We start from the raw sequence: 22,648 nt of genomic DNA on the forward strand, positions 1-22,648 counted from the left end.
CGCAGAAGCCGGGGGCTGTCTGCCCCCGGACCCCCGAGGATGCTTATGCACGAAAGAAACGCAGGCGGCGCCGGATGGGGCGCCGCCTGTGGTCTTTCTCCGTTGCACAAATACCCATGCGACAGTGCCGCCGGGCGGGGTCTAGCCCGCCTTGGCGGCTTCGGGATAGCCGATCCCTGCCAGCGCCTCGCGGATCTCGTCCAGGATCGCCGGGTCGTCGATGGTGGCGGGGGTCTTGAAGGGCTCGCCATCGGCGATCTTGGCCATGGTGGCGCGCAGGATCTTGCCCGAGCGGGTCTTGGGCAGCCGGTCCACCACGCAAGCCGACTTGAAGGCCGCGACCGGGCCGATCTTGTCGCGCACCAGCTTGACCACCTCGCGCACCACCTGCTCATGCGGCGTCGCGACCCCGGCCTTGAGGCACAGGAAGCCGACGGGCGACTGGCCCTTGAGGCTGTCAGCCACGCCGATCACCGCGCATTCGGCGACGGCGGGATGGCTGGCCAGCACCTCTTCCATGGCGCCGGTCGACAGCCGGTGGCCGGCGACGTTGATCACGTCGTCGGTGCGCGCCATGATGTAGAGATAGCCCTCCTCGTCGATATAGCCGGCGTCGCCGGTCTCGTAATAGCCGGGGAAATGGTCGAGATAGGACTTGCGAAAGCGGCTTTCGGCATTCCACAGCCCCGGCAGCGTGCCGGGCGGCAGGGGCAGCTTGACCGCGATGGCGCCCAGCGTGCTTGCGGGCACCGGGTGGCCGGCCTCGTCCAGCACCTGCACGTCATAGCCGGGCATCGGCACCGAGGGGCTGCCGAGCTTGGTCGGCAGGGTCTCGATGCCGATGGGATTGGCGGCGATGGCCCAGCCGGTCTCGGTCTGCCACCAGTGATCGACCACCGGCACGCCCAGATGTTCCTGCGCCCATTTCACCGTGTCGGGGTCGGCGCGCTCGCCGGCCAGGAACAGGGCTTGCAGGTCGTGCAGCTTGTAGCGGCGGATCCATTCGCCCTCGGGATCCTCGCGGCGGATGGCGCGCAGGGCGGTGGGGGCGGTAAAGAAGCTCTTGATGCGGTGGTTCTGGATGATGCGCCAGAAGACGCCGGGATGCGGGGTGCCGACCGGCTTGCCCTCGAAGACCACGGTGGTCGCGCCGGCGATCAGCGGCCCGTAGCAGATATAGCTGTGGCCGACGACCCAGCCCACGTCCGAGGCGGCCCAGAAACGGTCGCCGGCGGCGATGTTGTAGATGTTGGTCATCGACCATTGCAGCGCCACCAGATGGCCGGCGGTATGGCGCACCACGCCCTTGGGCTGGCCGGTGGTTCCCGAGGTATAAAGGATATAGGCCGGGTGGTTGCCCTCGACCGGGACGCATTCGGCGGGCTTCACGCCGTATTGGAAGCCGTGCCAGTTGAAGTCGCGGCCCTCGACCAGCTTGGCCACCTCCTGCTCGCGCTGGAAGATCACGCAGAACTCGGGCTTGTGCTGGGCCATGTCGATGGCGGCGTCGAGCAGCGGCTTGTAATGGACGACCCGGTTCGGCTCCAGCCCGCAGGAGGCGGCGATGATCGCCTTGGGCTGGCAATCGTCGATGCGCACCGCCAGCTCGTTCGCCGCAAAGCCGCCGAAGACCACGGAATGGATGGCGCCCAGCCGGGCGCAGGCCAGCATCGCCTCCAGCGCCTCGGGGATCATCGGCATGTAGATGATGACGCGGTCGCCCTTTTCGACGCCGCGCATGCGCAGCGCGCCGGCCAGCGAGGCGACGCGGTCCTGCAATTGCTTGTAGGTGATGCCCTTGGACGACAGCGTGATCGGGCTTTCGTGCTGGATGGCGACCTGGTCGCCGCGGCCGGCCAGGACATGGCGGTCCACCGCGTTCCAGCAGGTGTTGACCATCCCGTCCGAGAACCATTCGTAGATCGGGGCCTTGTCGTCGAAAAGCGCCTTCGAGGGCTCGCGCTCCCAGTCGATCGCCCCGGCCGCCTGCATCCAGAAACCCTCGGGATCTGCCTGCCAGGCGGAATAGATCTCACGATATCCCATGAACCAACTCCTCCCCGGATGAATGGGCCGGAGTTATGCGCGCCCGAGGCCAGGGCGCAAGGATGTTATCGCCCACAGTCGCGGGGTGCGACGGAAAGTTTTGCAGAATGCCGCGCCGCGGCGTGAAATAGTTTGCAAAGGGCGCGGGACTTTGCTGCGCGCTGAAAAACCCGCGCCGTTTTGCAAAAACCGGCCGGCCGGGCGGGGCGGCGGCAGAATCACCGCGCCCCGCCCGCCTGCGCCTAGCGATAATGATCGACCGGGGTGCCGGCGATGGCGCTCATGTTCAGCAGCCCGCGGGTGGTGATCGAGGGGGTGACGATATGGGCGCGGTTGCCCATGCCCATCAGGATCGGCCCGACCTCCAGCCCGTTGGCCTTGAGCTTGAGCGCGTTGCGCACCCCCGAGGCCGAGTCGGTGCCCGAGAACACCAGCGCGTTCGCCGCCCCCTCGATGCGCGAGCGCGGCAGCAGGCGTTCGCGGATCGCGGGGTCGAGCGCGGAATCGACATGCATCTCGCCGTCGAAGATGAAATCGACGCCGCGCGCCTCGAGGATCGCCAGCGCGGCGCGCATCTTGCGCCCCGACTCGGTGTCGAGGTTGCCGAATTGCGAATGGCTGCACAGCGCGACCTTGGGCGTCACGCCGAAGCGGCGGACATGGCGGGCGGCGCCGATGGCGGCCTCGGCCACCTGTTCGGGGGTGGGGGCGTGGTTGACCTGGGTGTCGGCGATGAACAGCGGCCCGTCCTCGAGGATCATCAGCGACAGCGCGCCATGCGGGCGCAGCCCGTCGCGGGCCAGGATCTGGGTGATATAGTTCAGGTGCCAGCTGTATTGGCCAAAGGTGCCGCAGATCAGGCTGTCTGCTTCGCCCCGATGCACCATGACGGCGCCGATGGCGGTGGTGTTGGTGCGCATGATGGCGCGGGCGATGTCCGGCGTCACGCCGCGCCGGGCCATCAGCTCGTGATAGGTGCCCCAGTAGTCGCGATAGCGCGGGTCGTTTTCCGGGTTCACGATCTCGAAGTCGCGGCCGGGGCGGATCGGCAGGCCGGCGCGCTCGGCGCGCATCTCGATCACCTCGGGGCGGCCGATCAGGATCGGCGCGTCGGTGGTTTCCTCGAGCATGGCGTTTGCTGCGCGCAGCACCCGCTCGTCCTCGCCCTCGGCAAAGACGATGCGGCGCTTGGCGGTGGCGGCCGCCTCGAAGACCGGGCGCATGATCAGCGCCGAGCGGAAGACCGAGCCGTCCAGCTTGCGCTTGTAGGCGGCGACGTCCTCCAGCGGCCGGGTGGCGACGCCGGTCTCCATCGCGGCGCGGGCGACGGCGGTCGAGACGACGCCGATCAGCCGCGGGTCGAAGGGCTTGGGGATCAGGTAATCCGCGCCGAAGCTCAGCTTCTCGCCGCGATAGGCCATCGCCGCCTCGGCGCTGGTGGTGGCGCGGGCCAGCGCGGCGATGCCCTCGATGCAGGCCAGCTGCATCTCGTCGTTGATCGTGGTCGCGCCCACGTCCAGCGCGCCGCGGAAGATGAAGGGGAAGCACAGGACGTTGTTGACCTGGTTCGGATAGTCGCTGCGCCCGGTGGCGATGATCGCCTCGGGGGCGACGGCGCGGGCATCCTCGGGCAGGATTTCGGGCGTGGGGTTGGCCAGCGCAAAGATGATCGGCCGCTTGGCCATCCGGGCCACCATCTCGGGCTTCAGCACGCCGGGGCCGGACAGGCCCAGGAACAGGTCTGCGCCCTCGATCACCTGGTCCAGCGTGCGCAGGTCGGTCTTTTGCGCATATTCCGCCTTTTGCGGCGTCATCTCTTCGGTCCGGCCCTCATGGACCAGGCCGGCGATGTCGCAAAGCCAGACGTTCTCGCGCTTGACGCCCAGCTTCAGCAGCATGTTGAGGCAGGCGATGCCGGCCGCGCCGCCGCCGGTCGAGACCACCTTGATGTCCTCGAAACGCTTGTGGGCGATGTGCAGGGCGTTGGTCGCGGCGGCGCCGACGACGATGGCGGTGCCGTGCTGGTCGTCGTGGAAGACCGGGATGTTCATCCGCTCGCGGCACAGCTTCTCGACGATGAAGCAGTCGGGGGCCTTGATGTCTTCCAGGTTGATCGCGCCGAAGGTCGGCTCCAGCGCGCAGACGATCTCGGCCAGCTTCTCGGGGTCGGGCTCGTTCAGCTCCAGGTCGAAGCAGTCGATATTGGCGAATTTCTTGAACAGGACCGCCTTGCCCTCCATCACCGGCTTCGAGGCCAGCGCGCCGATATTGCCCAGTCCCAGCACGGCGGTGCCGTTCGAGACCACGGCGACAAGGTTGCCGCGCGCGGTATAGCGGGCGGCCGTGGCGGGGTCGGCCTTGATCTCCAGGCAGGCTTCTGCCACGCCGGGCGAATAGGCGCGGCTCAGGTCGCGACCGTTGGCAAGGGGCTTGGTCGCCCGGACCTCGAGCTTACCGGGGCGCGGATACTCGTGATAATCCAGTGCCGCCTGCCGGGCGTTGTCCTGCCTGCGTTCTTCCATCGCCAGACCCTCTCCTCTCAAGATGGTTCAGCGTTAAACTATTTTTTTGCCGGGGAACAGGGGGCATCGCGGAAGCGGGCGGGGATGCGCCGCTCTTGCGCCGCTCTTGCATCGTGCGGGGCGCGCGCGCAAACTCCTGATCCGGTCGGACGGGCAGGCGAAAGGTGGGGGCTATGGCGCTTCTGGATGCGGCGCGCGAGGTGCGCGAAAGGGCCTATGCGCCCTATTCCAACTTCAAGGTCGGGGCGGCGGTGCGCGGCGCCTCGGGGCGGATCTATGCCGGCTGCAACGTCGAGAACGTGGCCTATCCCGAGGGCACTTGCGCCGAGGCAGGCGCCATCGCCGCCATGGTCGCCGCGGGCGAGACCGAGATCGTCGAGGTTGCCGTCATCGCCGACTCGCAAGGCCCGGTGCCGCCCTGCGGCGGCTGCCGGCAGAAGCTGGCCGAGTTCGGCCGCCCCGAGACGCCGGTGCTGCTGGCCACGACCCGCGGCGACGAACTGGCCACCACCATCGGCGAGCTGCTGCCCGGCCGTTTCGGCATCAGCCACATGTCGGGCACCGAATGAGCCCTGCCGATCCCCGCCCCGATCCGCGTCCGGTGATCGCTGCCGTGCGCGACGGGCGCGGGCTGCACGCGGCGGGGGCCGCGCTGATCGCGCGCGGCCTGGCCGACGGTTCGGTCAGCGACGCGCAGGCCGCGGCCTTTGCCATGGCGGTGCTGCTGCGCGGGCTGGACGAGGCGGGCCGGGTGGCGCTGACCCGCGCCATGCGCGATTCCGGCGATGTGTTGCGCTGGGATCTGCCGGGGCCGGTGGTGGACAAGCATTCGACCGGCGGCATCGGCGATACGGTCAGCCTGGTCCTTGCGCCGCTGGTGGCCTGTTGCGGCGCCTATGTGCCGATGATCTCGGGGCGCGGGCTGGGCCATACCGGCGGCACGCTGGACAAGCTCGAGGCGATCCCCGGTTTCCGCACCGCGCTGCCCGAGGCCGAGTTCCGCCGCGTCACCGGGCAGGTCGGCTGCGCCATCGTCGCGGCGGGGCGCGAGCTTGCGCCGGCCGATGCGCGGCTTTACGCGATCCGCGACGAAAGCGCGACGGTAGGCTCGATCGACCTGATCACCGCCTCGATCCTGTCCAAGAAGCTGGCGGCGGGGCTTGATGCGCTGGTGCTGGACGTCAAGCAGGGCAGCGGCGCCTTTCTGCGCGGCCCCGATGCCGCGCTGGCCCTGGCGCGCGCGCTGGTCGATACCGCGACCGGCGCCGGCTGCCGCACCCGCGCCTATGTCACCGACATGGACCAGCCCCTGGCCCGCGCCGCCGGCAATGCGCTGGAACTGCGCGAGGCCATCGCCGTGCTGACCGGCGGGCAGGGCGCGCTGCGCGACCTGTCGCTGGCGCTCTCCTCGGCCTGCCTGGAGCTGGTCGGGCTGACGGGGGCCCTGCAGGCGCTGGAAAGCGGCGCCGCGGCCGAGCGTTTCGCCCGCATGGTCGCGGCCCAGGGCGGGCCGGCCGACTTGCTGGAGCATCCCGACCGCCACCTGCCGTCCGCGCCGGTGATCCGCGCCGTGCCCGGCCATGGCCGCGTCGCCGCCATCGACACCGAGGCGCTGGGTCATGCCGTGGTCGCGCTTGGCGGCGGGCGGCTGCATGCCCGCGACCGGATCGACCCGCGCGTGGGGCTTGCGCAGATGCTGCGCATCGGCGAAGAGGCGGGCGAGGGGCGGCCGCTGGCGCTGGTCCATGCCGCCTCGGAGGCGGCGGCCGATGCGGCGGCCGCCACCGTCGCGGCCGCCTATCTGCTGGGCGATGGCCCGGAGCCGGGGCCGTTGATCCGCAGCGAGGTAACATGACCGACAGACGCGCCTTCCTGATCGTGATGGATTCGGTCGGCATCGGCGGCGCGCCCGACGCGGGCGCCTATTTCAACGACGGCCTGCCCGACACCGGCGCGAACACGCTGGCCCATATCGCCCAGGCGCGGCCGCTCATCATGCCGCATCTGGACGCGCTTGGCCTTGGCGCCGCGATCCGGCTGGCCAGTGGCGAGGCGGCACCGGGCCTCGGCGCCCGGCCGCAGGGGCTGTGGGGTGCGGCGACCGAGGTTTCGCGCGGCAAGGACACCCCCTCGGGCCATTGGGAGATCGCGGGCGTGCCGGTGCCCTGGGACTGGCATTATTTCCCCGACACCCGCCCGGCCTTTCCGGCCGATCTGACCCAGCGCATCGCCCAGGCCGCGGGAACCGGGGGCATCCTGGGCAACGAACATGCCTCGGGGACCGAGATCATCGCCCGGCTGGGGGCCGAGCATCTGCGCAGCGGCTGGCCGATCTGCTATACCTCGGCCGACAGCGTGTTGCAGATCGCTGCGCATGAGGACGCCTTCGGCCTCGACCGGCTTTATCGGCTTTGTCAGGATGTGGCCGCCATGGTCCACCCGATGCGCGTGGGCCGGGTCATCGCCCGGCCCTTCCTGGGCGCCGAGGGCAGTTTCGCCCGCACCCCGAACCGCCGCGACTATGCCATCGCCCCGCCGGGCCCGACGCTGCTGGACGTGGCGCAGGAGGCGGGGCGGGCGACCCATGCGGTGGGCAAGATCGGCGACATCTTCTCGCATCGCGGCATTTCGGCCCTGCACAAGGGCCGGTCGGACGCCGACCTGGCCGGCCATCTGCTGGCCTTGGCGGATCAGGCCGAACCGGGCAGCCTGACCTTCGCCAATTTCGTCGAGTTCGACAGCCTTTATGGCCATCGCCGCGACGTGGCGGGCTATGCGGCGGCGCTGGAATGGTTCGACGGGGTGGCCGGTGCGCTGATGGCGCGGCTGCGGCCGGGGGATCTGGCGATCTTTACCGCCGACCACGGCAACGACCCGACCTGGCACGGCACCGACCACACCCGCGAGCGCGCGCCGGTGCTGGGCTGGGGTTGTGGCGTGCGCGAAATCGGCCAGGTGGGTTTCGCCGACATCGCCGCCTCGGTCGCCGCGCATCTGGGCCTGCCGCCGGTCGGGCCGGGGAGGTCGTTCCTGTGAAATCGCTGAAGAAGATCGAGCTGCACCTGCATCTGGAGGGCGCGGCGCCCCCCGGCTTCATCCGCGCGCTTGCGGCCGAAAAGCACCGCGACATCGCCGGCATCTTCGACGAGCGCGGCGCCTATGCGTATCGCGATTTCAGGGATTTCCTGCGCGTCTATGAAGCCGCGACCTCGATCCTGGCGACGCCGCGGGACTATGCGCGGCTGCTGTCCGAGGTGCTGGCGGAATGCGTCGAGCAGGGCGCGATCTATGTCGAGCTATTCGTCTCGCCCGAGTTCTGCGGCGGCGCGGATCTTGCCGCATGGCGCGACTACCTGGCCGCCATGGAGGAGGCCGCGGCCCAGGCCGAGCGCGACGGCATCGCCAGCCGCGCCGTGCTGACCTGCATCCGCCATTTCGGCCCCGAGCGCGCCCGCAAGACCGCGATCTGCGCCGCCGAGACCTCGGGCGGCTGGGTCGCGGGCCTCGGCATTGCCGGGGCCGAGGACGTGGGCGAGCTTGGCGATTTCGCCTGGGCCTTCGATTGCGCGCGCGAGGCCGGGCTGGGCCTGACCGCCCATGCCGGCGAATGGCGGGGGCCGCAATCCATCCGCGATGCGCTGGCCCTGGGCGTCACCCGCATCGGCCACGGCATCCGCGCCGTCGAGGACGCGGCGCTGCTGCGCGACCTGGCCGAACGTGGGATCACGCTGGAGGTTTGCCCCGGCTCGAACGTCGCGCTGGGGCTGGTGCGGGACTGGGCCGCCCATCCCATCGCCCGGCTTGCCGACGCGGGCGTGCGCGTCACCGTCTCGACCGACGATCCGCCGTTCTTCCACACCACGCTGTCGCAGGAATATCAGCGGCTTGCCGATGCCTTTGGTTGGGCCGAGGCCGAGTTCCGCCAGATGAACCTCTGGGCCGTCGACGCGGCTTTCTGCGACCAGACCACCCGAACCCGCCTGCGAAAGGAACTGACATGACCCAAGCGCATCTGACCGTCGTCGATCACCCGCTGGTGCAGCACAAGCTGACGCTCATGCGCGACAGGACCACCTCGACCGCCGGTTTCCGCCGCCTGCTGCGCGAGATCAGCCTGCTTCTGGCCTATGAGGTCACGCGCGAGCTGGAGATGACCACCATCCGCATCGAGACCCCGCTTTGCGAGATGCAGGCGCCGACGCTGGAAGGCAAGAAACTGGCGCTGATCTCGATCCTGCGGGCCGGCAATGGGCTGCTCGACGGCATCCTTGAGCTGATTCCGGCCGCGCGCGTGGGCTTCATCGGGCTTTACCGCGACCCCGAGACGCTGCAGCCGGTGCAGTATTATTCCAAGGTTCCCAGCGCGCTGGACGCACGCATGACCATCGTCGTCGATCCGATGCTGGCGACGGGCAATTCCTCGGTCGCGGCCATCGACCTGCTCAAGGCGGCGGGGGCGCGCAACCTGCGCTTCCTGTGCCTGCTCGCCTCGCCCGAGGGGGTGGCGCGGATGCGCGAGGCCCATCCCGACGTGCCGATCGTGACCGCGGCGCTGGACGAGCGGCTGGACGAGCATGGCTATATCGTGCCCGGCCTGGGCGATGCCGGCGACCGCATGTTCGGCACGAAATGAGGCCGCGTTAACCGGCCTTCAGGGCTTTCGGCCTATCACCGGGTCATGGGTGATTCGAGGATGGGGCCATGCGGGCAATTCTGTGGCTGATGCTGGCGCTGCTGCCGGGGCTTGCGCTGGCGCAAGCGCCGCGCCCGGCCGAAGAGCCGCCGGCGGATTTCCCGGCGCGGCAATATATCGACAGCCGCGGCTGCGTCTTTTTACGCGACGACCTGGGCGGCTGGGCCGCGCGGCTGGCGCGCGACGGCACGCCGATCTGCGGCTATCCGCCGACGCTTTCCGCCCGCGGCGCTCAGGGCGAGCCGAAGCTGCGGGCCCTCGCCCCGGCGGCCGGGCGCAGCCGGGCCGAACTGCTGGAAGAGGCGCTGTCGCAGCAAGTCGTCACCAACCTGCGCCCCGGCGAACTGGCCAGCGATCCGCGGCCGATGGAGCATCTGCCGGATCTGGGCCCCGAGCCGCACTCCCCCGCCCCGGCCGATGCGCTGCGGGCGGCGCTGGCTGCGGCGCCGGCGCTGCGCCAGGGCATGGGCGCCGCCCTGCATCCGAACCGGCGGCTGTGCGAGCTGCTGGGCTATGACGACGGGCCGGGCGCGGCTGGGCTGGACGATCCGACGCAGGGCTATTGCGCGGGAATGCCGAAGTCCGAACTGTCGCGGCTCAGCTTCATGCGCCCGGTGGGTAGCGGGGCGGGAGCCGGGCCGACCGCCTCCCCTGTCAGCGAAACCGCCGCCGGAACCGCCGTCGAAACCGCCCGGCCGATGCCGCCTCCTGCCGCAAGGCCGGCGGCGCAAAAGCCGGCTCCCGCCAAGCCTGCACCCGTATCCGCACCCGTGGCCAAGGCGCCCGAGGCGTCGCGTGGCAAGGCGCCGGCATCCCCTGCCGCGCCGCCCGCGGTCGGGATGATCCCCGCCGGGGCGCGCTATGTCCAGGTCGGCACCTTCGCCGATCCGCGCAATGCCGAACGCGCAGCCGCGCGCATCGCGCAGATGGGCTATCCGTTGCTGCGCGGCAAGGACCAGGCCGGCGGGCGCGAGGTGCAGTTCCTTGTCGCCGGCCCCTTCCCGGACCGGGAAAGCATCGTCCGGGCGCTCGACGCCATCCGCAAGGCCGGGTTCCCCGATGCCTTTCCCCGCTGACCGCGGGTCACTGGTCACAGATTTCCTGCAGCGCGATCCATTCGCGGTCGGCAAGCACGGGGCGCGGCTCGGCCGTGCGAAAGGGATCGGCCTCGATCAGGCCCAGCACCGCCTCTCCGGTCGGGTCGAGCGAGCGGGCATAGGGCTCGCTCGAGATGCCGGCGCGGGTGAAATAGGCCAGCAGCGGCTCGTCCTCGGGGCGGGGCAGGGGACCGGCCAGCAGTTTCTCGCCATAGCCCGACAGCGATTTCGCCGGCAGCGTCCCGGCGGTCAGCAGGTGAAAGGTGGCGCGCGGCCCGGCATGGCGCAGCGCCGCCAGCAGCGGGTCGTCGCGGACCGCCGCCGCCTGCGCGGCCAGGATATGGCCAGCCGCGACCTCGGGCGTCACCTGGCCCGCGATCAGGTCTTCGCCGATGACGGTGATCGGGCCGGGCAGGCGAAGGGCGCCGCGCAGGCTGGCCGGCACCACCACGATCTGCGCATCCGGGCCGATCAGCCGCATCGCCAGCTTCTGGCGCACCATGTCGCCCGCGGGGCGCGAACAGGGGCTGCCGGTGGTCTTGGCGATCTCGGCCAGCACAATGCGCCCGATCTCGGCCCGCTGCGCCGGGGGGGCGATGTCGGCGGCGTGGCGCACCAGCGCCGGCGGCACCCAGAACACCGCCAGCAGCGCCATGACCCCGGCGGCGCTCAGCATCAGCCCGCCACGCAGCCGGCCGGGATGCGGCTTGCTGGCCTCGATCACCTGATGCACCTTGGAAATGGCCGAGATCATCAGCTCGTCGTCGATCTCCAGTTCTTCGCCGGCATCGAGGCCGCCCGGTGCATAGCGCGCCGGCAGCTTGCCGGGGTTGAGCCGGGTGACGGCGGGCAGCGACCAATGCGCCAGCGGCACCTCGGAACGCGGATCGGTCAGCACCAAGGTCGCATCCCCGAAGGAAACGATGACGTCGCGCAGCTGCGATCTGGGCGATTCACGCCAGATTCCTGCGGCTTCCAGCCTTTGATATTGGTTCAGCGCCGTCATTTGCGCGCCATCGGCCCTTGCTGTCCTGTCCCGACCATAAGCCAAGCCGGGCGGCGGTCAACTCTGCCCGCTGTCACGATAATTTCCCCGCCGGGGCCGCGGCTTGCAAGGGGCGTCGCGCCGAAAACCGACCGGCTTGCGCGGGCATGGCCAGCCCCAGGCGGCGCGCGCCCGGCCGGGACGGGTCCGCGGGCCCGTCCTGCCCGCCGCCCCACGGCCTTCGGGCGCTTTCGGCCGGGAAGGCGGGCGCCGGCAAGAGAGCGCACGGCGCCGACCCCCCTGCGCGGCCTTTGCGCAAGGGGTCGCCAGCGGCTGCGGGGGAAGGGAGCGGGCCGGCCGGCGCCAAGGCCGGGTCAGGCGGTTTCGGGCACGGTCATGCCGCGCTCGCGGGCCAGTTCGCGGATGCGGTTCTGCAGCTTCTCGAAGGCGCGGACCTCGATCTGGCGGATCCGCTCGCGCGAGACCTCGTAGCGCGTCGAAAGATCCTCGAGCGTCATCGGGTCGTCGCGCAGCCGGCGCTCCATCAGGATGTCCTTTTCGCGGTCGTTCAGCACGTCCATGGCGGCAAGCAGCATCTCGCGCCGCGCCGAAAGCTCGTCGGCCTCGGCAAAGGCCTGGGCCTGGTCGGCGTCCTCGTCCTCCAGCCAGTCCTGCCATTGCGCGGTCGATTCGCCGTCGCCGGACCCGACCGTGGCGTTCAGCGAGGCATCGCCCCCCGAAAGCCGGCGGTTCATGTCGATGACCTCCTGCTCGGTCACGTTCAGGTCATGGGCGATCTGCGCGACGTTTTCGGGGCGCAGGTCGCCTTCCTCCAGCGCGCCCAGCCGCGACTTGGCCTTGCGCAGGTTGAAGAACAGCTTCTTCTGCGCCGAGGTGGTGCCCATCTTGACCAGCGACCAGGACCGCAGGATGTATTCCTGGATCGAGGCGCGGATCCACCACATCGCATAGGTGGCCAGGCGAAAGCCCTTTTCCGGGTCGAAGCGCTTGACCGCCTGCATCAGGCCCACGTTCGCCTCGGAGATGACCTCGGCCTGCGGCAGGCCATAGCCGCGATAGCCCATGGCGATCTTGGCGGCGAGCCGCAGGTGGCTCGTCACCAGCTTCTGCGCGGCCTCGGCGTCCTGGTGGTCGACCCAGGCCTTGGCCAGCATGTATTCCTCTTCCGGTTCCAGCAGGGGAAACTTGCGGATCTCCTGCAAATAGCGGTTCAGGCCCTGTTCGGGGCTGGGTGCCGGAAGGTTGGTGTAGTTCGCCATCTGAAAATTCCCTGTCCCGCGCTTGGGCGGGTAATTGTGAACGCTGTCGGCGCGCTCCGGGTTCCGTCAGCCCGGTGCCCGGCGCAAGGTCGCCAGCAAGCCGGCCATGTCGGGCGGCAGCGGGCTGGCAAAGGTCAGCGCCTTGCCGCTGACCGGGTGGTCGAAGCCCAGCTCGGCCGCGTGCAGGGCCTGGCGGGGAAAGGCGGCGACGGCTGCGGCGGCATCCGTCCCCAGCGCCCGGACCGAGGCCCGCCTGTTGCCACCATAGACCGGGTCGCCGACCAGGCCCAATCCCGCATGGGCCATATGCACGCGGATTTGATGCGTCCGCCCGGTCTCCAGCCGGCATTCGACCAGCATGGCGGCGGGGGGCGTGCCGAAGGTCTCGATCACGCGGGCGCGGGTCACGGCATGGCGCCCGTTCTGGAAGCTGACCGCCTGGCGCTGCCGGTCGCCGGGGTGGCGGCCGATCAGCGTGGCGATGCGCAGCACGCCGCCCGGTTCGAACCCCACGCCCGGCAGGCCGCGCAGCCGCGCATCGGCCGGGTCGATCATGCCATGCGCGACGGCCAGGTAGCGCCGCCGCGCCGTGTGGTCGGCGAATTGCCGCGCCAGCCCCTGGTGCGCGCGGTCGGTCTTGGCCACCACCAGCAGGCCCGAGGTCTCCTTGTCGATGCGATGCACGATGCCGGGCCGGGCCGCGCCGCCGATGCCCGACAGGCTGCCCGCGCAATGGGCCAGCAGCGCATTGACCAGCGTGCCGTTGGGCGCGCCGGGCGCGGGATGGACCACCATGCCGGCGGGCTTGTCCACCACGATCAGGTCGCCGTCCTCATAGGCGATCGACAGCGGGATCGGCTCGGGCTGCGCGTCCAGGGGCTCGGGCGCGCCGATCTCGACCAGGTAGTCGCCGGTCTCGGCCCGCGCCTTGCCGTCCGTGACCCGCCCCGAGGGCCCCCGGACCGCACCCTCGGCGATCAGCCGGGCCAGGCGCGAGCGCGACAGCGCCGCCTGCTCTGGCGCGGCAAGGGCAAGCGCCTTATCAAGGCGCTCGGACAGTCCTTCGGGGATGGTGATGAGGATTTCGGCCATGGAACGGGATGATAGGCTGGATGCGGGACCAGAGGAAGCGTTGCCGATGCTGCGCTGGCTGCGCATCCTGGTGACGGCCCTGGCGGCGGTGATGGGCATCGGCATGCTGGTGATCGCGGCGCTGCTGTGGCTGCGCCTGTCGCAGCCGCCGCTGCCCGAACTGCCCGAGCAGGTCGCCCTGCCCGAGGGCGCGGTGCCCGCCGCCGTCACCTTTGCCCGCGACTGGCTGGTGGTGGTGACCGAGGCGGGCGAGGTGCTGCTTTACGACAGGCAGGGCCGACTGCGCGAAACGGTTCAGCCCTGACCTTCGCCGGTGCCGAGCGGGCCGGTCGAACTGACCGAGGCCACGCCCTTGCCTTCCAGCGCGTCGAGGCGGGCGCGCAGCTCGGCATTCTCGGACCGGGCCTTGATCGCCATTTCGCGCACCGCCTCGAATTCCTCGCGGGTGACGAAATCGCGCTCGGCCAGCCAGCGGTCGATCCAGCCGTTGAAGGCGGTCTGCGCCTCGTCCTTGGCGCCCTGGGCCACGCCCATGGCATTGGTCATCAATTTCGAGAGATCGTCGAGAAAGCGGTTGTTCGCGGTCATGGCGGGCCTTTCGGTTCAGCGAGACCCCCTATATGGCGCTCGGGGCGCGGCTGTTCAATTGCCTGACAGCGCCGGTTGACACCCGGCCGCCCCCGCGTAGCCTGCCCGCGCCGAAACGAGGAGCCCATGATCCCATTTCCCGACATTTCGCCCGAGATCTTCACCATCCATCTTTTCGGCATGGAATTCTCGTTGCGCTGGTATGCGCTGGCCTATCTGGCCGGGCTGCTGATCGGCTGGCGCATCATCGTCGCGCTGATGCGGCGGCCGCGGCTTTGGGGCGACGCGGCGCCCATGCCGCCCGAGCGGGTCGAGGAATTGCTGACCTGGGTAATCGTCGGCGTGGTGCTGGGCGGGCGGCTGGGCTTCGTGCTGTTCTACGAGCCGGGCTATTACCTGGCCAATCCGGGGCAGATCCCGGTGCTCTGGCAGGGCGGCATGTCCTTTCACGGCGGCTTCCTGGGCGTGGTTCTGGCCTCCTGGTGGTATTGCCGGCGCCACGGCATCCCGGCGCTGCGGCTGGCCGATGCGCTGTCGGTGGCGACGCCGATCGGCCTGGGCCTGGGCCGGGTGGCGAATTTCATCAATGCCGAGCTGTGGGGCCGGCCGACCGACGCGCCCTGGGGCGTGGTCTTTCCCGGCGAGGCGGCGCAGACCTGCCCCGGCATCACCGGCCCCTGCGCCCGCCACCCGAGCCAGCTTTACGAGGCCGGGCTGGAGGGCGTGCTGCTGGCCGGCCTGCTTCTGCTGCTGGTCCGGGCCGGGGGGCTGCGCCGGCCGGGGCAGGCGCTGGGGCTGTTCCTGACCGGCTATGGCCTGTCGCGTTTCGTCGTCGAGTTCTTCCGCCAGGCCGATGCGCAATTCATCACCCCCGACAATCCGCTGGGCCATGTGCTGGGCGGGGCGGTCTGGGGCGTGACCATGGGCCAGCTGCTGTCGCTGCCGATGGTGCTGGTCGGGCTGGCCTTCCTGGCGCGCGCCCGCGCCCGGCCGGCGGTGCCGCAAGGCGCGGCATGACGCCGCTCGGGCGCCTGATCGCCGCGCAGATCCGGCTGTCGGGGCCCATGGCCCTGGACGAATACATGCGGCTTTGCCTGCTCCATCCCCAGCATGGCTATTACGCCACCCGCGACCCCTTCGGCGCGGGCGGCGATTTCACCACCGCACCCGAGATCAGCCAGATCTTCGGCGAGATGATCGGCCTGGCGCTGGCGCAGGCCTGGCTGGACCAGGGCCGTCCCGCGCCTTTTACCTTGGCGGAAATCGGGCCGGGGCGCGGCACGCTGATGGCCGACATCCTGCGTGCCATCCGCATCGTGCCCGGCATGGCCGAGGCGGCACGGGTGGCGCTGGTCGAGGCCTCGCCGCACCTGCGCCGGGTGCAGCGCGACAGGCTGGGCGACATCGCCCATCTGGACGATGTGTCGCAGTTGCCGCAGGCGCCGCTGTTCCTGGTCGCGAACGAGTTCTTCGACGCCCTGCCGATCCGCCAGTTCCAGCGCGGCGCGCAGGGCTGGGCCGAGCGCGTGGTGGCGCTGGATGCCCAGGGCGGGCTGGAGATGGGGCTGGTCCCGGCGGCCGATGCCGCGCTGCCTGCCGCGCCCCAGGGCGTGATCCGCGAAACCTGCCCCGAGGCCCTGCCGATCGTCGCGCAGGTCGCCGGGCGGATCGCCGCGCATGGCGGCTGCGCCATCCTTGTCGACTATGGCGGCTGGGACGGGCAGGGCGACACCTTCCAGGCCCTGCGCCGCCACCGGCCCGAAGATCCGCTGGCCAATCCGGGCGAGGCCGACCTGACCGCGCATGTCGATTTCGCCCCCCTGGCCGCGGCGGCGCGCGGCGCGGGGGCGCGCGTCTCGCGCATGGCGGCGCAGGGCGACTGGCTGAAGCGGCTGGGGATCGAGGCGCGCGCGCAGCGCCTGGCGCGCCTGGGCGATGCGGGTGCGATGGCCGCGCTTCATCGCTTGACCGCGCCCGATGAAATGGGACACTTGTTCAAGGTGCTGGCCTTATGGGCTCGCCATGCGCCCGTCCCCGCCGGATTCGAGCCCCTGGACGACGATGCAGACGACGCTTGAGATCCTGACCCATCCGCTGCTCGCCTCGGTGCGGCATGGCTTCTTCACTCGGCGCGGCGGCGCCTCCTCGGGGCTGTTTTCGGGGCTGAACTGCGGCTACGGCTCCAGCGACCAGGCCGAGATCGTCAGCATCAACCGCGCCCGCGTGGCCGCGGCGATGGGCGTGCCGCCCGCCGGGCTTGCCACCGTGCATCAGGTCCATTCCGCCGAGATCGCGGTGCTGCGCGCCGGCGACGACCCGGCCGCCGTCGCCGGGATGCGCGCCGACGGCATCGTCACCGACCAGCCCGGCGTGGCGCTGGCGGTGCTGACCGCCGATTGCCAGCCGATCCTGCTGGCCGACCCCGAGGCGGGGGTGATCGGCGCCGTCCATGCCGGCTGGCGCGGGGCGCTTTCCGGCGTGATCGAGGCGGCGGTCGGCGCGATGAACGACCTGGGCGCCAGCCGCATCCGCGCGGTGATCGGCCCCACGATCAGCCAGCGCGCCTATGAGGTCGGCGAGGATTTCATGGACGAGTTCCTGGCCGAGGAACCCGGCTATCACCGCTTCTTCGCCGGCGGGCCCAACGGGCGGCCGATGTTCGACCTGCCTTCGTTCGGCCTGATGCGCCTGCGCGAGGCCGGGGTCGAGGCCGAATGGACGCGGCATTGCACCTATTCCGACCCGGACCGCTTCTTTTCCTATCGCCGCAGCACGCATCAGAACCAGGCGGATTACGGCCGGCTGATCTCGGCGATTGCGTTGTAGGGCGCCGGCCAGGGCTGCCCGGGGCGCTGCACCAAGCCGTCGGCTGCGGCCGTCATTCCTCGGGGCGGTATCCGTGCCGGTTGCGCGCCATGGCGATGGCGGTCGAGCGGCGCACCGACCGGGCAAAGGACAGCACCAGCGCCGCGGCCATGACAAAGGCCACCCCGCCCAGCGAGTAGGATAGAAAAATCCAGCCCGGCGACAGCTTGAACCCCGGCGCCGGCCAGGCCGCCCGCAACCCCGGCGAGCATATAAAAGACGACCTCGCCGCCATGGAAGCGGCCGTTTTCCTCGCCCCCCTCGCATCCGTCCCTGACGGGTGCGGCAAAACGGAACCCTTTGCGCATAATGGACAAAAGGGGAGAAGCCCCGTAAGAAATCCAGCTTTCGCTGGAGTAAATCAGGTTGCGAGGTGCCGTGTCAAAAGGGTTCCGTTTTGTCAATGCGTTCGGGGCGGGCGATGCGGCGGGCGAAACGTATCGCACCGGGCCGAACCTGGGGATTTCGCATGAAAATTGGCTATGCACGGGTGTCGACCGAGGACCAGCGGCTGGATCTTCAACTGACGGCGCTGAAACGCGCGGGATGCGTCAAGGTATTCAAGGACCATGGCCTGTCCGGTTCGGCCATGGCCCGGCCGGGGCTAAAGCGGATGCTGGCCTCGTTGCGGTCCGGGCAGACGCTGGTCGTCTGGCGGCTTGACCGGCTGGGCCGGTCGCTGGTCGGCCTGGTCGAGATCGTCGACGAACTGGGCCGGCGGGGCATCGACTTCCAGTCGCTGACCGAAGAGGTGAATACCGCCTCGCCCGGCGGGCGGCTGGTCTTTCACATCATGGCCGCGCTGGCCGAGTTCGAGCGCACCCTGATCAGCGAGCGCACCAAGGCCGGCATGGCCGAGGCACAGCGCCGCGGCAGCCATGTCGGCCGCCCGCCCATCCTGTCCGAACAGCAGGTGGCCGAGGCGATCCGCGCCGTCGAGACCGAGTCGATCAAGAGCATTGCGGCCCGATACGGCATCCACACCCGCACCTTGCAGCGCCAGTTCCGCAAGGTGCAGGGAACCGACCGAACTGCGCAGGAAGCGGCGCCGCCGCGGGGAATTTTCGTGCCCGGCCGGTTGCCCCCGCCTTAGCCGACCATCGCCGCCCGTTCCTCGACGATGCTGAAGGGCACGCCCGGCTCGTCCTTGGCGCAGCGGATCACCAGCGAGGTCTTGACCGAGGCCACGTTCGGCGCCGCCGTCAGCTTCTCGGTCAGGAAGCGCTGGAAGCTGGTCAGGTCGGGCGAGACGCATTTCAGGATGAAGTCGATCTCGCCGTTCAGCATGTGGCATTCGCGGACCAGCGGCCATTCGCAGGCCAGCGCCTCGAAGGCGGAAAGGTCGCGCTCGGACTGGCTCATCAGCCGGACCATGGCAAAGACCTGCACCTCGAAGCCCAGCTCGCGCGCGTCGATGTCGGCATGATAGCCGCGGATATAGCCCATCTCCTCCAGCGCGCGGACGCGGCGCAGGCAGGGCGGGGCGGAAATGCCGACGCGGCGGGCCAGCTCGACATTGGTCATGCGGCCGTCGGCCTGCAACTCTGCCAGAATTTTGCGGTCGATTTCGTCAAGTCTGGCGGCGGTCATCGCATCCCCTGGTTTGCCTTGCGGGCAAAAAACATGCCGGAAACTATCCCGCGGGGCCGGATTGCGCAACATTCTTTCCACCGATGCGCGAAGGGGCCTTATGGATTGCATGCGGGGCCGGCGGTGATTAGCTAAGGCTGCGCCAAGCGAGAGGTTCCCTGCCATGTCCCATGTTCCCGCCGAGATCGCCGCCGATGCCAGCCTGCCCGCCCACAGCCGCGTGCTGATCGTGGGCTCGGGACCGGCCGGCTATACCGCCGCCGTCTATGCCGCGCGCGCGATGCTTTCGCCGGTGCTGATCCAGGGCATGCAGCCGGGCGGCCAGCTGACCATCACCACCGAGGTCGAGAACTGGCCCGGCGAGACCGAGATCCAGGGCCCCGACCTGATGGTCAGGATGGAGGCGCATGCCCGCGCCATGGGCGCGCGCGTCTTCGTCGATACGGTGACGCGGCTGGACCTGGGCCGGCGGCCCTTCGTGGCGGAACTTGATTCGGGCGCGCGCATCACCGCGGATGCGGTGATCCTGGCCACGGGCGCCCAGGCGCGCTGGCTGGGCCTGCCCAGCGAAGAGAAGTTCAAGGGCTTCGGCGTCTCGGCCTGCGCGACCTGCGACGGCTTCTTCTATCGCGGCCGCGAGGTCGCGGTGGTGGGCGGTGGCAATACCGCGGTCGAGGAGGCGCTGTTCCTGACCAATTTCGCCAGCAAGGTGACGCTGGTCCATCGCCGCGACAGCCTGCGGGCCGAAAAGATCCTGCAGGACCGGCTGTTCCGCAATCCCAAGGTCAGCGTGCTGTGGGATCACGAGCTGGTCGAGGTGCAGGGCGAGAGCCAGCCGCCCGGCGTGACCGGCGTCAGGGTGCGCCATGTCCGGCAGGGGACCGAGCAGGTGGTGCCGGCGGACGGCGTCTTCATCGCCATCGGCCATGCGCCGGCCTCGGAACTGGTCAAGGACCAGCTGGAGCTGCATCACGGCGGCTATGTCAAGGTCGAGCCGGGCACGACCCGGACCTCGATCCCCGGCGTCTTTGCCGCCGGCGACCTGACCGACCATGTCTATCGCCAGGCGGTGACCAGCGCCGGCATGGGCTGCATGGCGGCGCTGGACGCCGAGCGCTACCTGGCCGAGCATGACATGGCCGGCGAGCCGAACCCGCACGCGGCCGAGATCCCGGCCTGATGGCCGGGCCCTTGCCGCATCACCAGCCGATCCGCGCGCTTCTGGTCAGCCCCGAGGCCGGGCAGAAGCTGCGGGCCGAGGCGGCGCGCATGGCCGCCTGGGATCTGACGCCCCGGCAATCGGCCGACCTGGGCCTGCTGATCGGCGGCGGCTTCCTTCCGCTGCGGGGCTTTCTGACCCAGGCGGATTACGATTCGGTGCTGGCGGGGATGCGGCTGGCCTCGGGCGCGCTCTGGCCCATGCCGCTGGCGCTGGAGGTCGATGCGGATTTCGCGGCCAGGGTCGAGCCGGGCGAGGACATCGCCCTGCGCGGTCCCGGCGGCGCGGTCATGGCCATCCTGTCGGTTACGGACAAATGGAGCCCGGACGGGGCCGAAGGCGCGGATCTGCCGGGCGCGGCCGGGCCGGTCTGCCTGGGCGGGCCGGTCAAGGGGCTGCAAGTCGAGGGGCTGGAAGGTGCGGGGCTGGAAGGTGCGGGCGACGCCCATCCTGGGCCGAACGCCTGGCGGGCGCGTTTCCGTGCGCAGGGCTGCGAGCGGGTGCTGGCCTGCGATCCCGCCGATGCGGCCGCGGCGGCGCGGCTGGCCGGCGAGCTTGGCGCCGAACTGCTGACGGTCGGGGCCGAGCCGCGCCATGCCGGCCCGCGCGAGGCGCTGTGGCAGGCACTGGTCCGGCGCAATCATGGCGCGACGCATCTGCTGCTGCCCGCCGATCCGGCCGCGCAGGCGCTGCTGCGGCAATACCGGGACGAGATCGGGCTGGAGCTGGTCGAGGCCGGGGACGGCCAGGCGCACAGCCGATAACGGCCCTTGCCGCGCGGCGGGATCGGCATTTCCTGATGATGTCGGAAGGGTGGGTGGCCGCCACACGGGCGGCGCGCATGTCGCCATCGCCGCCGCCTTGCCCGGCGGCGGCATCGGCATCCTGCGGCTTAGTGGACGCTGACCGGGGTCAGTTCATTCTGGCGGGCCAGCAGGAAGGCCAGGCTGCGATCCTTGACCAGGGCCAGCCGCTCTCCATCCGCGCCATGCACGGCGTAAAGCGCCTCGGCGCCGGGCACCTGGCGGCGCACCTCGTCGGGCAGGCTGTCCATCGCGACGCGGCGGATGTAGACGATGTTGCCCGCGCTTTCCGGGCCGAAATCGAATTTCTCGTTCATTTGCGATCCCCTTTCACTTGCGGCTGATCGGTATGGTCTGCACGATGCTGTCGGGCACCGAGCGGCGCAGGTCGATGTTCAGAAGCCCGTTTTCAAGCCCCGCCGACACCACCTCGACCCCGTCCGCCAGCACGAAGCTGCGCTGGAAGGCGCGGGCCGCGATGCCCCGGTGCAGGAAGACGCGGCCTTCCTCGGCCTCGGCCTGGCGGCCGCGAACCACCAGCTGGCGGTCCTCGAGCGTGATCGACAGGTCGTCCTCGGAAAAGCCGGCCACGGCCAGCGTGATGCGAAAGCCGTTCGGCCCCTGGTGTTCGATGTTGTAGGGCGGATAGCCCTCGGCGCCCTTGGCGGCCCGTTCGGCCAGGCGTTCCAACTGATCGAACCCCAGCAGGAACGGATGAGCGGCCAGACTGATCTTGGTCATTCCCAAGCCCTTTGCATCAAAGCGACTGTCGGCCGGACCCCGGAACGGCGATCCGGCAAGACCAATATGTGGACGGAGGCCGCCGGAAACAAGGGTTTGCCGCGTCGCAGCCGCGCGGCGTCACGGCCGCAGGCCGCAGGCGGCCATCGCCGCCCGGATCGCCCGGCCCGAGCCTGCCAGCGGCAGGCTGCCGCGGCCGCGGTCGTCCGCAAGCTCGACCCCGCTGCCGCCCAGCAGCCCCGCGAGCATCGCCGAGCCGCGCGCCGCCTGGGTCGCGCGCATGCCGCCGCTTGCGGCAAAGGGCTGCGCCATCCGCCGCCCGTCGATGCGCAGCACCAGCGAGCCGGGCGAGCCGGCCATGCCCTCGACGGCGACCAGCCCCTCGCTGCCGCGCTGGCACATGTAGCTCAGCGCCAACCGCCCGGATTGCACGCGGGCGTAATGCGTCCTGCCGCCATCGGCCGTGCCATTGCGCCAGCCCGCGCCCTGGCTGGGTGGCTGGGCGGGCTGGCGGCTGGGTGCCGCCTGCTCGCATTGCTCGGCCACGCAGGCGTGATAGCGCGGGTTCGAGGCGGGGCCGAAGTGATAGAGGCAGGAGTTGACGCAAAGCTGCATCTGCTCGCCCTCGGCTTGCGCATGGGCCGGGGCAAGCGGGGCCAGCAGCAGCGCAAGCGCAAGGGCGCAGGGCCTGAGGGGGGCGGTGCGGGGCATCGGCTTCTCCTGCATGGGGTTCGGCTGCAAGTTTCGGCCCGAAGGCCGCTTCGGGGCAAGCGTTTTTCCGAACCGGCCGGTCCGCGTTAACGCGTTCCCGCAAAACCATTAACAACGCCCGGAGGCCGCGCTATAACCAAGGCGATCCAGCCCGAGGCCCGAGATGAACGCCCAACATGAGATGTCCCATGAAGAGATCACCCGCGCCAAGCTGGAGGTGCTGCGGCGCGAGCATCGGGATCTCGACGAGGCGATCGCCGCGCTGTCGAGCCAGAGCCTGACCCATTCGCTGACCCTGCAACGGCTGAAAAAGCAGAAGCTGGCGCTGAAGGACCGCATCGCCCGGCTCGAGGACGAGCTGACCCCCGACATCATCGCCTGATTGCATGATCCCGCCCGGCGCTGTAGGGCGGGGC

General features: G+C 70.3%; 25 protein-coding genes. 14 read left to right on the forward strand and 11 right to left on the reverse strand.

Translation table 11 applies throughout. From position 1 onward, the window contains the following. Positions 1-141: 141 nt before the first annotated feature. Positions 142-2,046: a propionyl-CoA synthetase gene (locus E3U25_RS23065; RefSeq protein WP_116222951.1), complete on the reverse strand. Its 1,905-nt coding sequence runs from the start codon at positions 2,044-2,046 to the stop codon at positions 142-144. A 242-nt stretch (positions 2,047-2,288) separates the two neighbouring features. Beyond that, a complete protein-coding gene (locus tag E3U25_RS23070; protein ID WP_116222950.1) occupies positions 2,289-4,568 on the reverse strand; it encodes an NADP-dependent malic enzyme in 2,280 nt (759 codons plus the stop codon). Between the two features lie 173 nt (positions 4,569-4,741). Here E3U25_RS23070 and E3U25_RS23075 point away from each other — a divergent pair, with 173 nt between their 5' ends. The 6 genes from E3U25_RS23075 (at position 4,742) to E3U25_RS23100 (ending at position 10,337) form a co-directional block, all read left to right on the forward strand. After that, complete coding sequence (locus E3U25_RS23075; RefSeq protein WP_036751365.1) at positions 4,742-5,137, forward strand: cytidine deaminase; 396 nt, start codon at positions 4,742-4,744, stop codon at positions 5,135-5,137. Next, the gene (locus E3U25_RS23080) at positions 5,134-6,423 is read left to right on the forward strand and encodes a thymidine phosphorylase (RefSeq protein ID WP_116222949.1); all 1,290 of its coding nucleotides are present in this window, start codon (positions 5,134-5,136) and stop codon (positions 6,421-6,423) included. The genes E3U25_RS23075 and E3U25_RS23080 overlap by 4 nt, the downstream gene beginning before the upstream one ends. Beyond that, on the forward strand, positions 6,420-7,604 hold the full coding sequence (locus E3U25_RS23085) for a phosphopentomutase (protein ID WP_116222948.1): 1,185 nt from the start codon (positions 6,420-6,422) through the stop codon (positions 7,602-7,604). Before E3U25_RS23080 ends, E3U25_RS23085 begins: the two co-directional genes overlap by 4 nt. Further along, positions 7,601-8,569 (forward strand): adenosine deaminase, encoded by a 969-nt coding sequence (locus E3U25_RS23090; protein WP_116222947.1) that lies wholly within the window; start codon positions 7,601-7,603, stop codon positions 8,567-8,569. Before E3U25_RS23085 ends, E3U25_RS23090 begins: the two co-directional genes overlap by 4 nt. Beyond that, positions 8,566-9,201, forward strand: coding sequence for a uracil phosphoribosyltransferase (upp, locus tag E3U25_RS23095; RefSeq protein WP_036751358.1), 636 nt, complete (start codon positions 8,566-8,568; stop codon positions 9,199-9,201). The genes E3U25_RS23090 and upp overlap by 4 nt, the downstream gene beginning before the upstream one ends. A 68-nt stretch (positions 9,202-9,269) precedes the next feature. Then, complete coding sequence (locus E3U25_RS23100) at positions 9,270-10,337, forward strand: SPOR domain-containing protein (protein ID WP_116222946.1); 1,068 nt, start codon at positions 9,270-9,272, stop codon at positions 10,335-10,337. Between the two features lie 7 nt (positions 10,338-10,344). On the opposite strand, the gene E3U25_RS23105 is transcribed toward E3U25_RS23100, so the two are convergent. The 3 genes from E3U25_RS23105 to E3U25_RS23115 form a co-directional block, all read right to left on the reverse strand. Next, complete coding sequence (locus E3U25_RS23105) at positions 10,345-11,364, reverse strand: hypothetical protein (protein WP_072460959.1); 1,020 nt, start codon at positions 11,362-11,364, stop codon at positions 10,345-10,347. A gap of 353 nt (positions 11,365-11,717) precedes the next feature. Continuing rightward, positions 11,718-12,623 (reverse strand): RNA polymerase sigma factor RpoH, encoded by a 906-nt coding sequence (rpoH, locus tag E3U25_RS23110; RefSeq protein ID WP_036751355.1) that lies wholly within the window; start codon positions 12,621-12,623, stop codon positions 11,718-11,720. A gap of 66 nt (positions 12,624-12,689) precedes the next feature. Continuing rightward, on the reverse strand, positions 12,690-13,715 hold the full coding sequence (locus E3U25_RS23115) for an RluA family pseudouridine synthase (RefSeq protein ID WP_116222945.1): 1,026 nt from the start codon (positions 13,713-13,715) through the stop codon (positions 12,690-12,692). Here E3U25_RS23115 and E3U25_RS23120 point away from each other — a divergent pair. After that, a complete protein-coding gene (locus E3U25_RS23120; RefSeq protein ID WP_244295361.1) occupies positions 13,714-14,019 on the forward strand; it encodes a DUF6476 family protein in 306 nt (101 codons plus the stop codon). The two genes, E3U25_RS23115 and E3U25_RS23120, sit on opposite strands and share 2 nt — an antisense overlap. On the opposite strand, the gene E3U25_RS23125 is transcribed toward E3U25_RS23120, so the two are convergent. Continuing rightward, a complete protein-coding gene (locus E3U25_RS23125) occupies positions 14,010-14,303 on the reverse strand; it encodes an accessory factor UbiK family protein (protein ID WP_036751352.1) in 294 nt (97 codons plus the stop codon). The two genes, E3U25_RS23120 and E3U25_RS23125, sit on opposite strands and share 10 nt — an antisense overlap. 126 nt (positions 14,304-14,429) lie before the next feature. Between E3U25_RS23125 and lgt the strand changes: the two genes are divergently transcribed. From lgt to pgeF, 3 genes are read left to right on the forward strand one after another with little or no spacing between them, the layout of a single operon-like run. Next, positions 14,430-15,320 (forward strand): prolipoprotein diacylglyceryl transferase, encoded by an 891-nt coding sequence (lgt, locus tag E3U25_RS23130; RefSeq protein ID WP_116222944.1) that lies wholly within the window; start codon positions 14,430-14,432, stop codon positions 15,318-15,320. After that, a complete protein-coding gene (locus E3U25_RS23135) occupies positions 15,317-16,381 on the forward strand; it encodes a class I SAM-dependent methyltransferase (RefSeq protein ID WP_116222943.1) in 1,065 nt (354 codons plus the stop codon). Before lgt ends, E3U25_RS23135 begins: the two co-directional genes overlap by 4 nt. Then, the gene (pgeF, locus tag E3U25_RS23140; RefSeq protein WP_036751345.1) at positions 16,365-17,129 is read left to right on the forward strand and encodes a peptidoglycan editing factor PgeF; all 765 of its coding nucleotides are present in this window, start codon (positions 16,365-16,367) and stop codon (positions 17,127-17,129) included. Before E3U25_RS23135 ends, pgeF begins: the two co-directional genes overlap by 17 nt. Positions 17,130-17,181: 52 nt before the next feature. Here pgeF and E3U25_RS23145 read toward each other — a convergent pair whose 3' ends face one another. After that, positions 17,182-17,367: a hypothetical protein gene (locus E3U25_RS23145; protein ID WP_116222942.1), complete on the reverse strand. Its 186-nt coding sequence runs from the start codon at positions 17,365-17,367 to the stop codon at positions 17,182-17,184. Positions 17,368-17,637: 270 nt separating this feature from the next. Between E3U25_RS23145 and E3U25_RS23150 the strand changes: the two genes are divergently transcribed. Continuing rightward, positions 17,638-18,261 carry a recombinase family protein gene (locus tag E3U25_RS23150; protein ID WP_116222941.1) on the forward strand — a complete coding sequence of 208 codons (624 nt, stop codon included), beginning with the start codon at positions 17,638-17,640 and terminating at the stop codon, positions 18,259-18,261. Here the strand turns inward: E3U25_RS23150 and E3U25_RS23155 are convergent. Then, entirely contained in the window at positions 18,258-18,758 is a 501-nt protein-coding gene (locus E3U25_RS23155; RefSeq protein WP_036751341.1) for an Lrp/AsnC family transcriptional regulator, read from the reverse strand. The genes E3U25_RS23150 and E3U25_RS23155 overlap by 4 nt on opposite strands. A gap of 163 nt (positions 18,759-18,921) precedes the next feature. On the opposite strand from E3U25_RS23155, the gene trxB reads away from it, so the two are divergent. Both trxB and E3U25_RS23165 read left to right on the forward strand, forming a co-directional pair. Next, positions 18,922-19,938: a thioredoxin-disulfide reductase gene (gene trxB, locus E3U25_RS23160; protein WP_116222940.1), complete on the forward strand. Its 1,017-nt coding sequence runs from the start codon at positions 18,922-18,924 to the stop codon at positions 19,936-19,938. Further along, positions 19,938-20,741, forward strand: coding sequence for a bifunctional sulfate adenylyltransferase/adenylylsulfate kinase (locus E3U25_RS23165; RefSeq protein WP_116222939.1), 804 nt, complete (start codon positions 19,938-19,940; stop codon positions 20,739-20,741). Before trxB ends, E3U25_RS23165 begins: the two co-directional genes overlap by 1 nt. Positions 20,742-20,869: 128 nt before the next feature. Here the strand turns inward: E3U25_RS23165 and E3U25_RS23170 are convergent, their stop codons facing one another. The 3 genes from E3U25_RS23170 to E3U25_RS23180 form a co-directional block, all read right to left on the reverse strand. Continuing rightward, positions 20,870-21,097, reverse strand: a complete 228-nt coding sequence (locus E3U25_RS23170) for a DUF1150 family protein (RefSeq protein ID WP_116222938.1) — start codon at positions 21,095-21,097, stop codon at positions 20,870-20,872. A gap of 13 nt (positions 21,098-21,110) precedes the next feature. Further along, on the reverse strand, positions 21,111-21,521 hold the full coding sequence (locus E3U25_RS23175) for an Hsp20 family protein (RefSeq protein WP_072460954.1): 411 nt from the start codon (positions 21,519-21,521) through the stop codon (positions 21,111-21,113). 120 nt (positions 21,522-21,641) lie between these two features. Further along, positions 21,642-22,232: a hypothetical protein gene (locus tag E3U25_RS23180; RefSeq protein ID WP_036751333.1), complete on the reverse strand. Its 591-nt coding sequence runs from the start codon at positions 22,230-22,232 to the stop codon at positions 21,642-21,644. Between the two features lie 163 nt (positions 22,233-22,395). Between E3U25_RS23180 and E3U25_RS23185 the strand changes: the two genes are divergently transcribed. Beyond that, positions 22,396-22,614 (forward strand): YdcH family protein, encoded by a 219-nt coding sequence (locus tag E3U25_RS23185; protein WP_036751331.1) that lies wholly within the window; start codon positions 22,396-22,398, stop codon positions 22,612-22,614. Positions 22,615-22,648 lie beyond the last annotated feature (34 nt).

Source organism: Paracoccus versutus (assembly GCF_029909795.1).
Taxonomy (GTDB): Bacteria; Pseudomonadota; Alphaproteobacteria; order Rhodobacterales; family Rhodobacteraceae; genus Paracoccus; species Paracoccus versutus.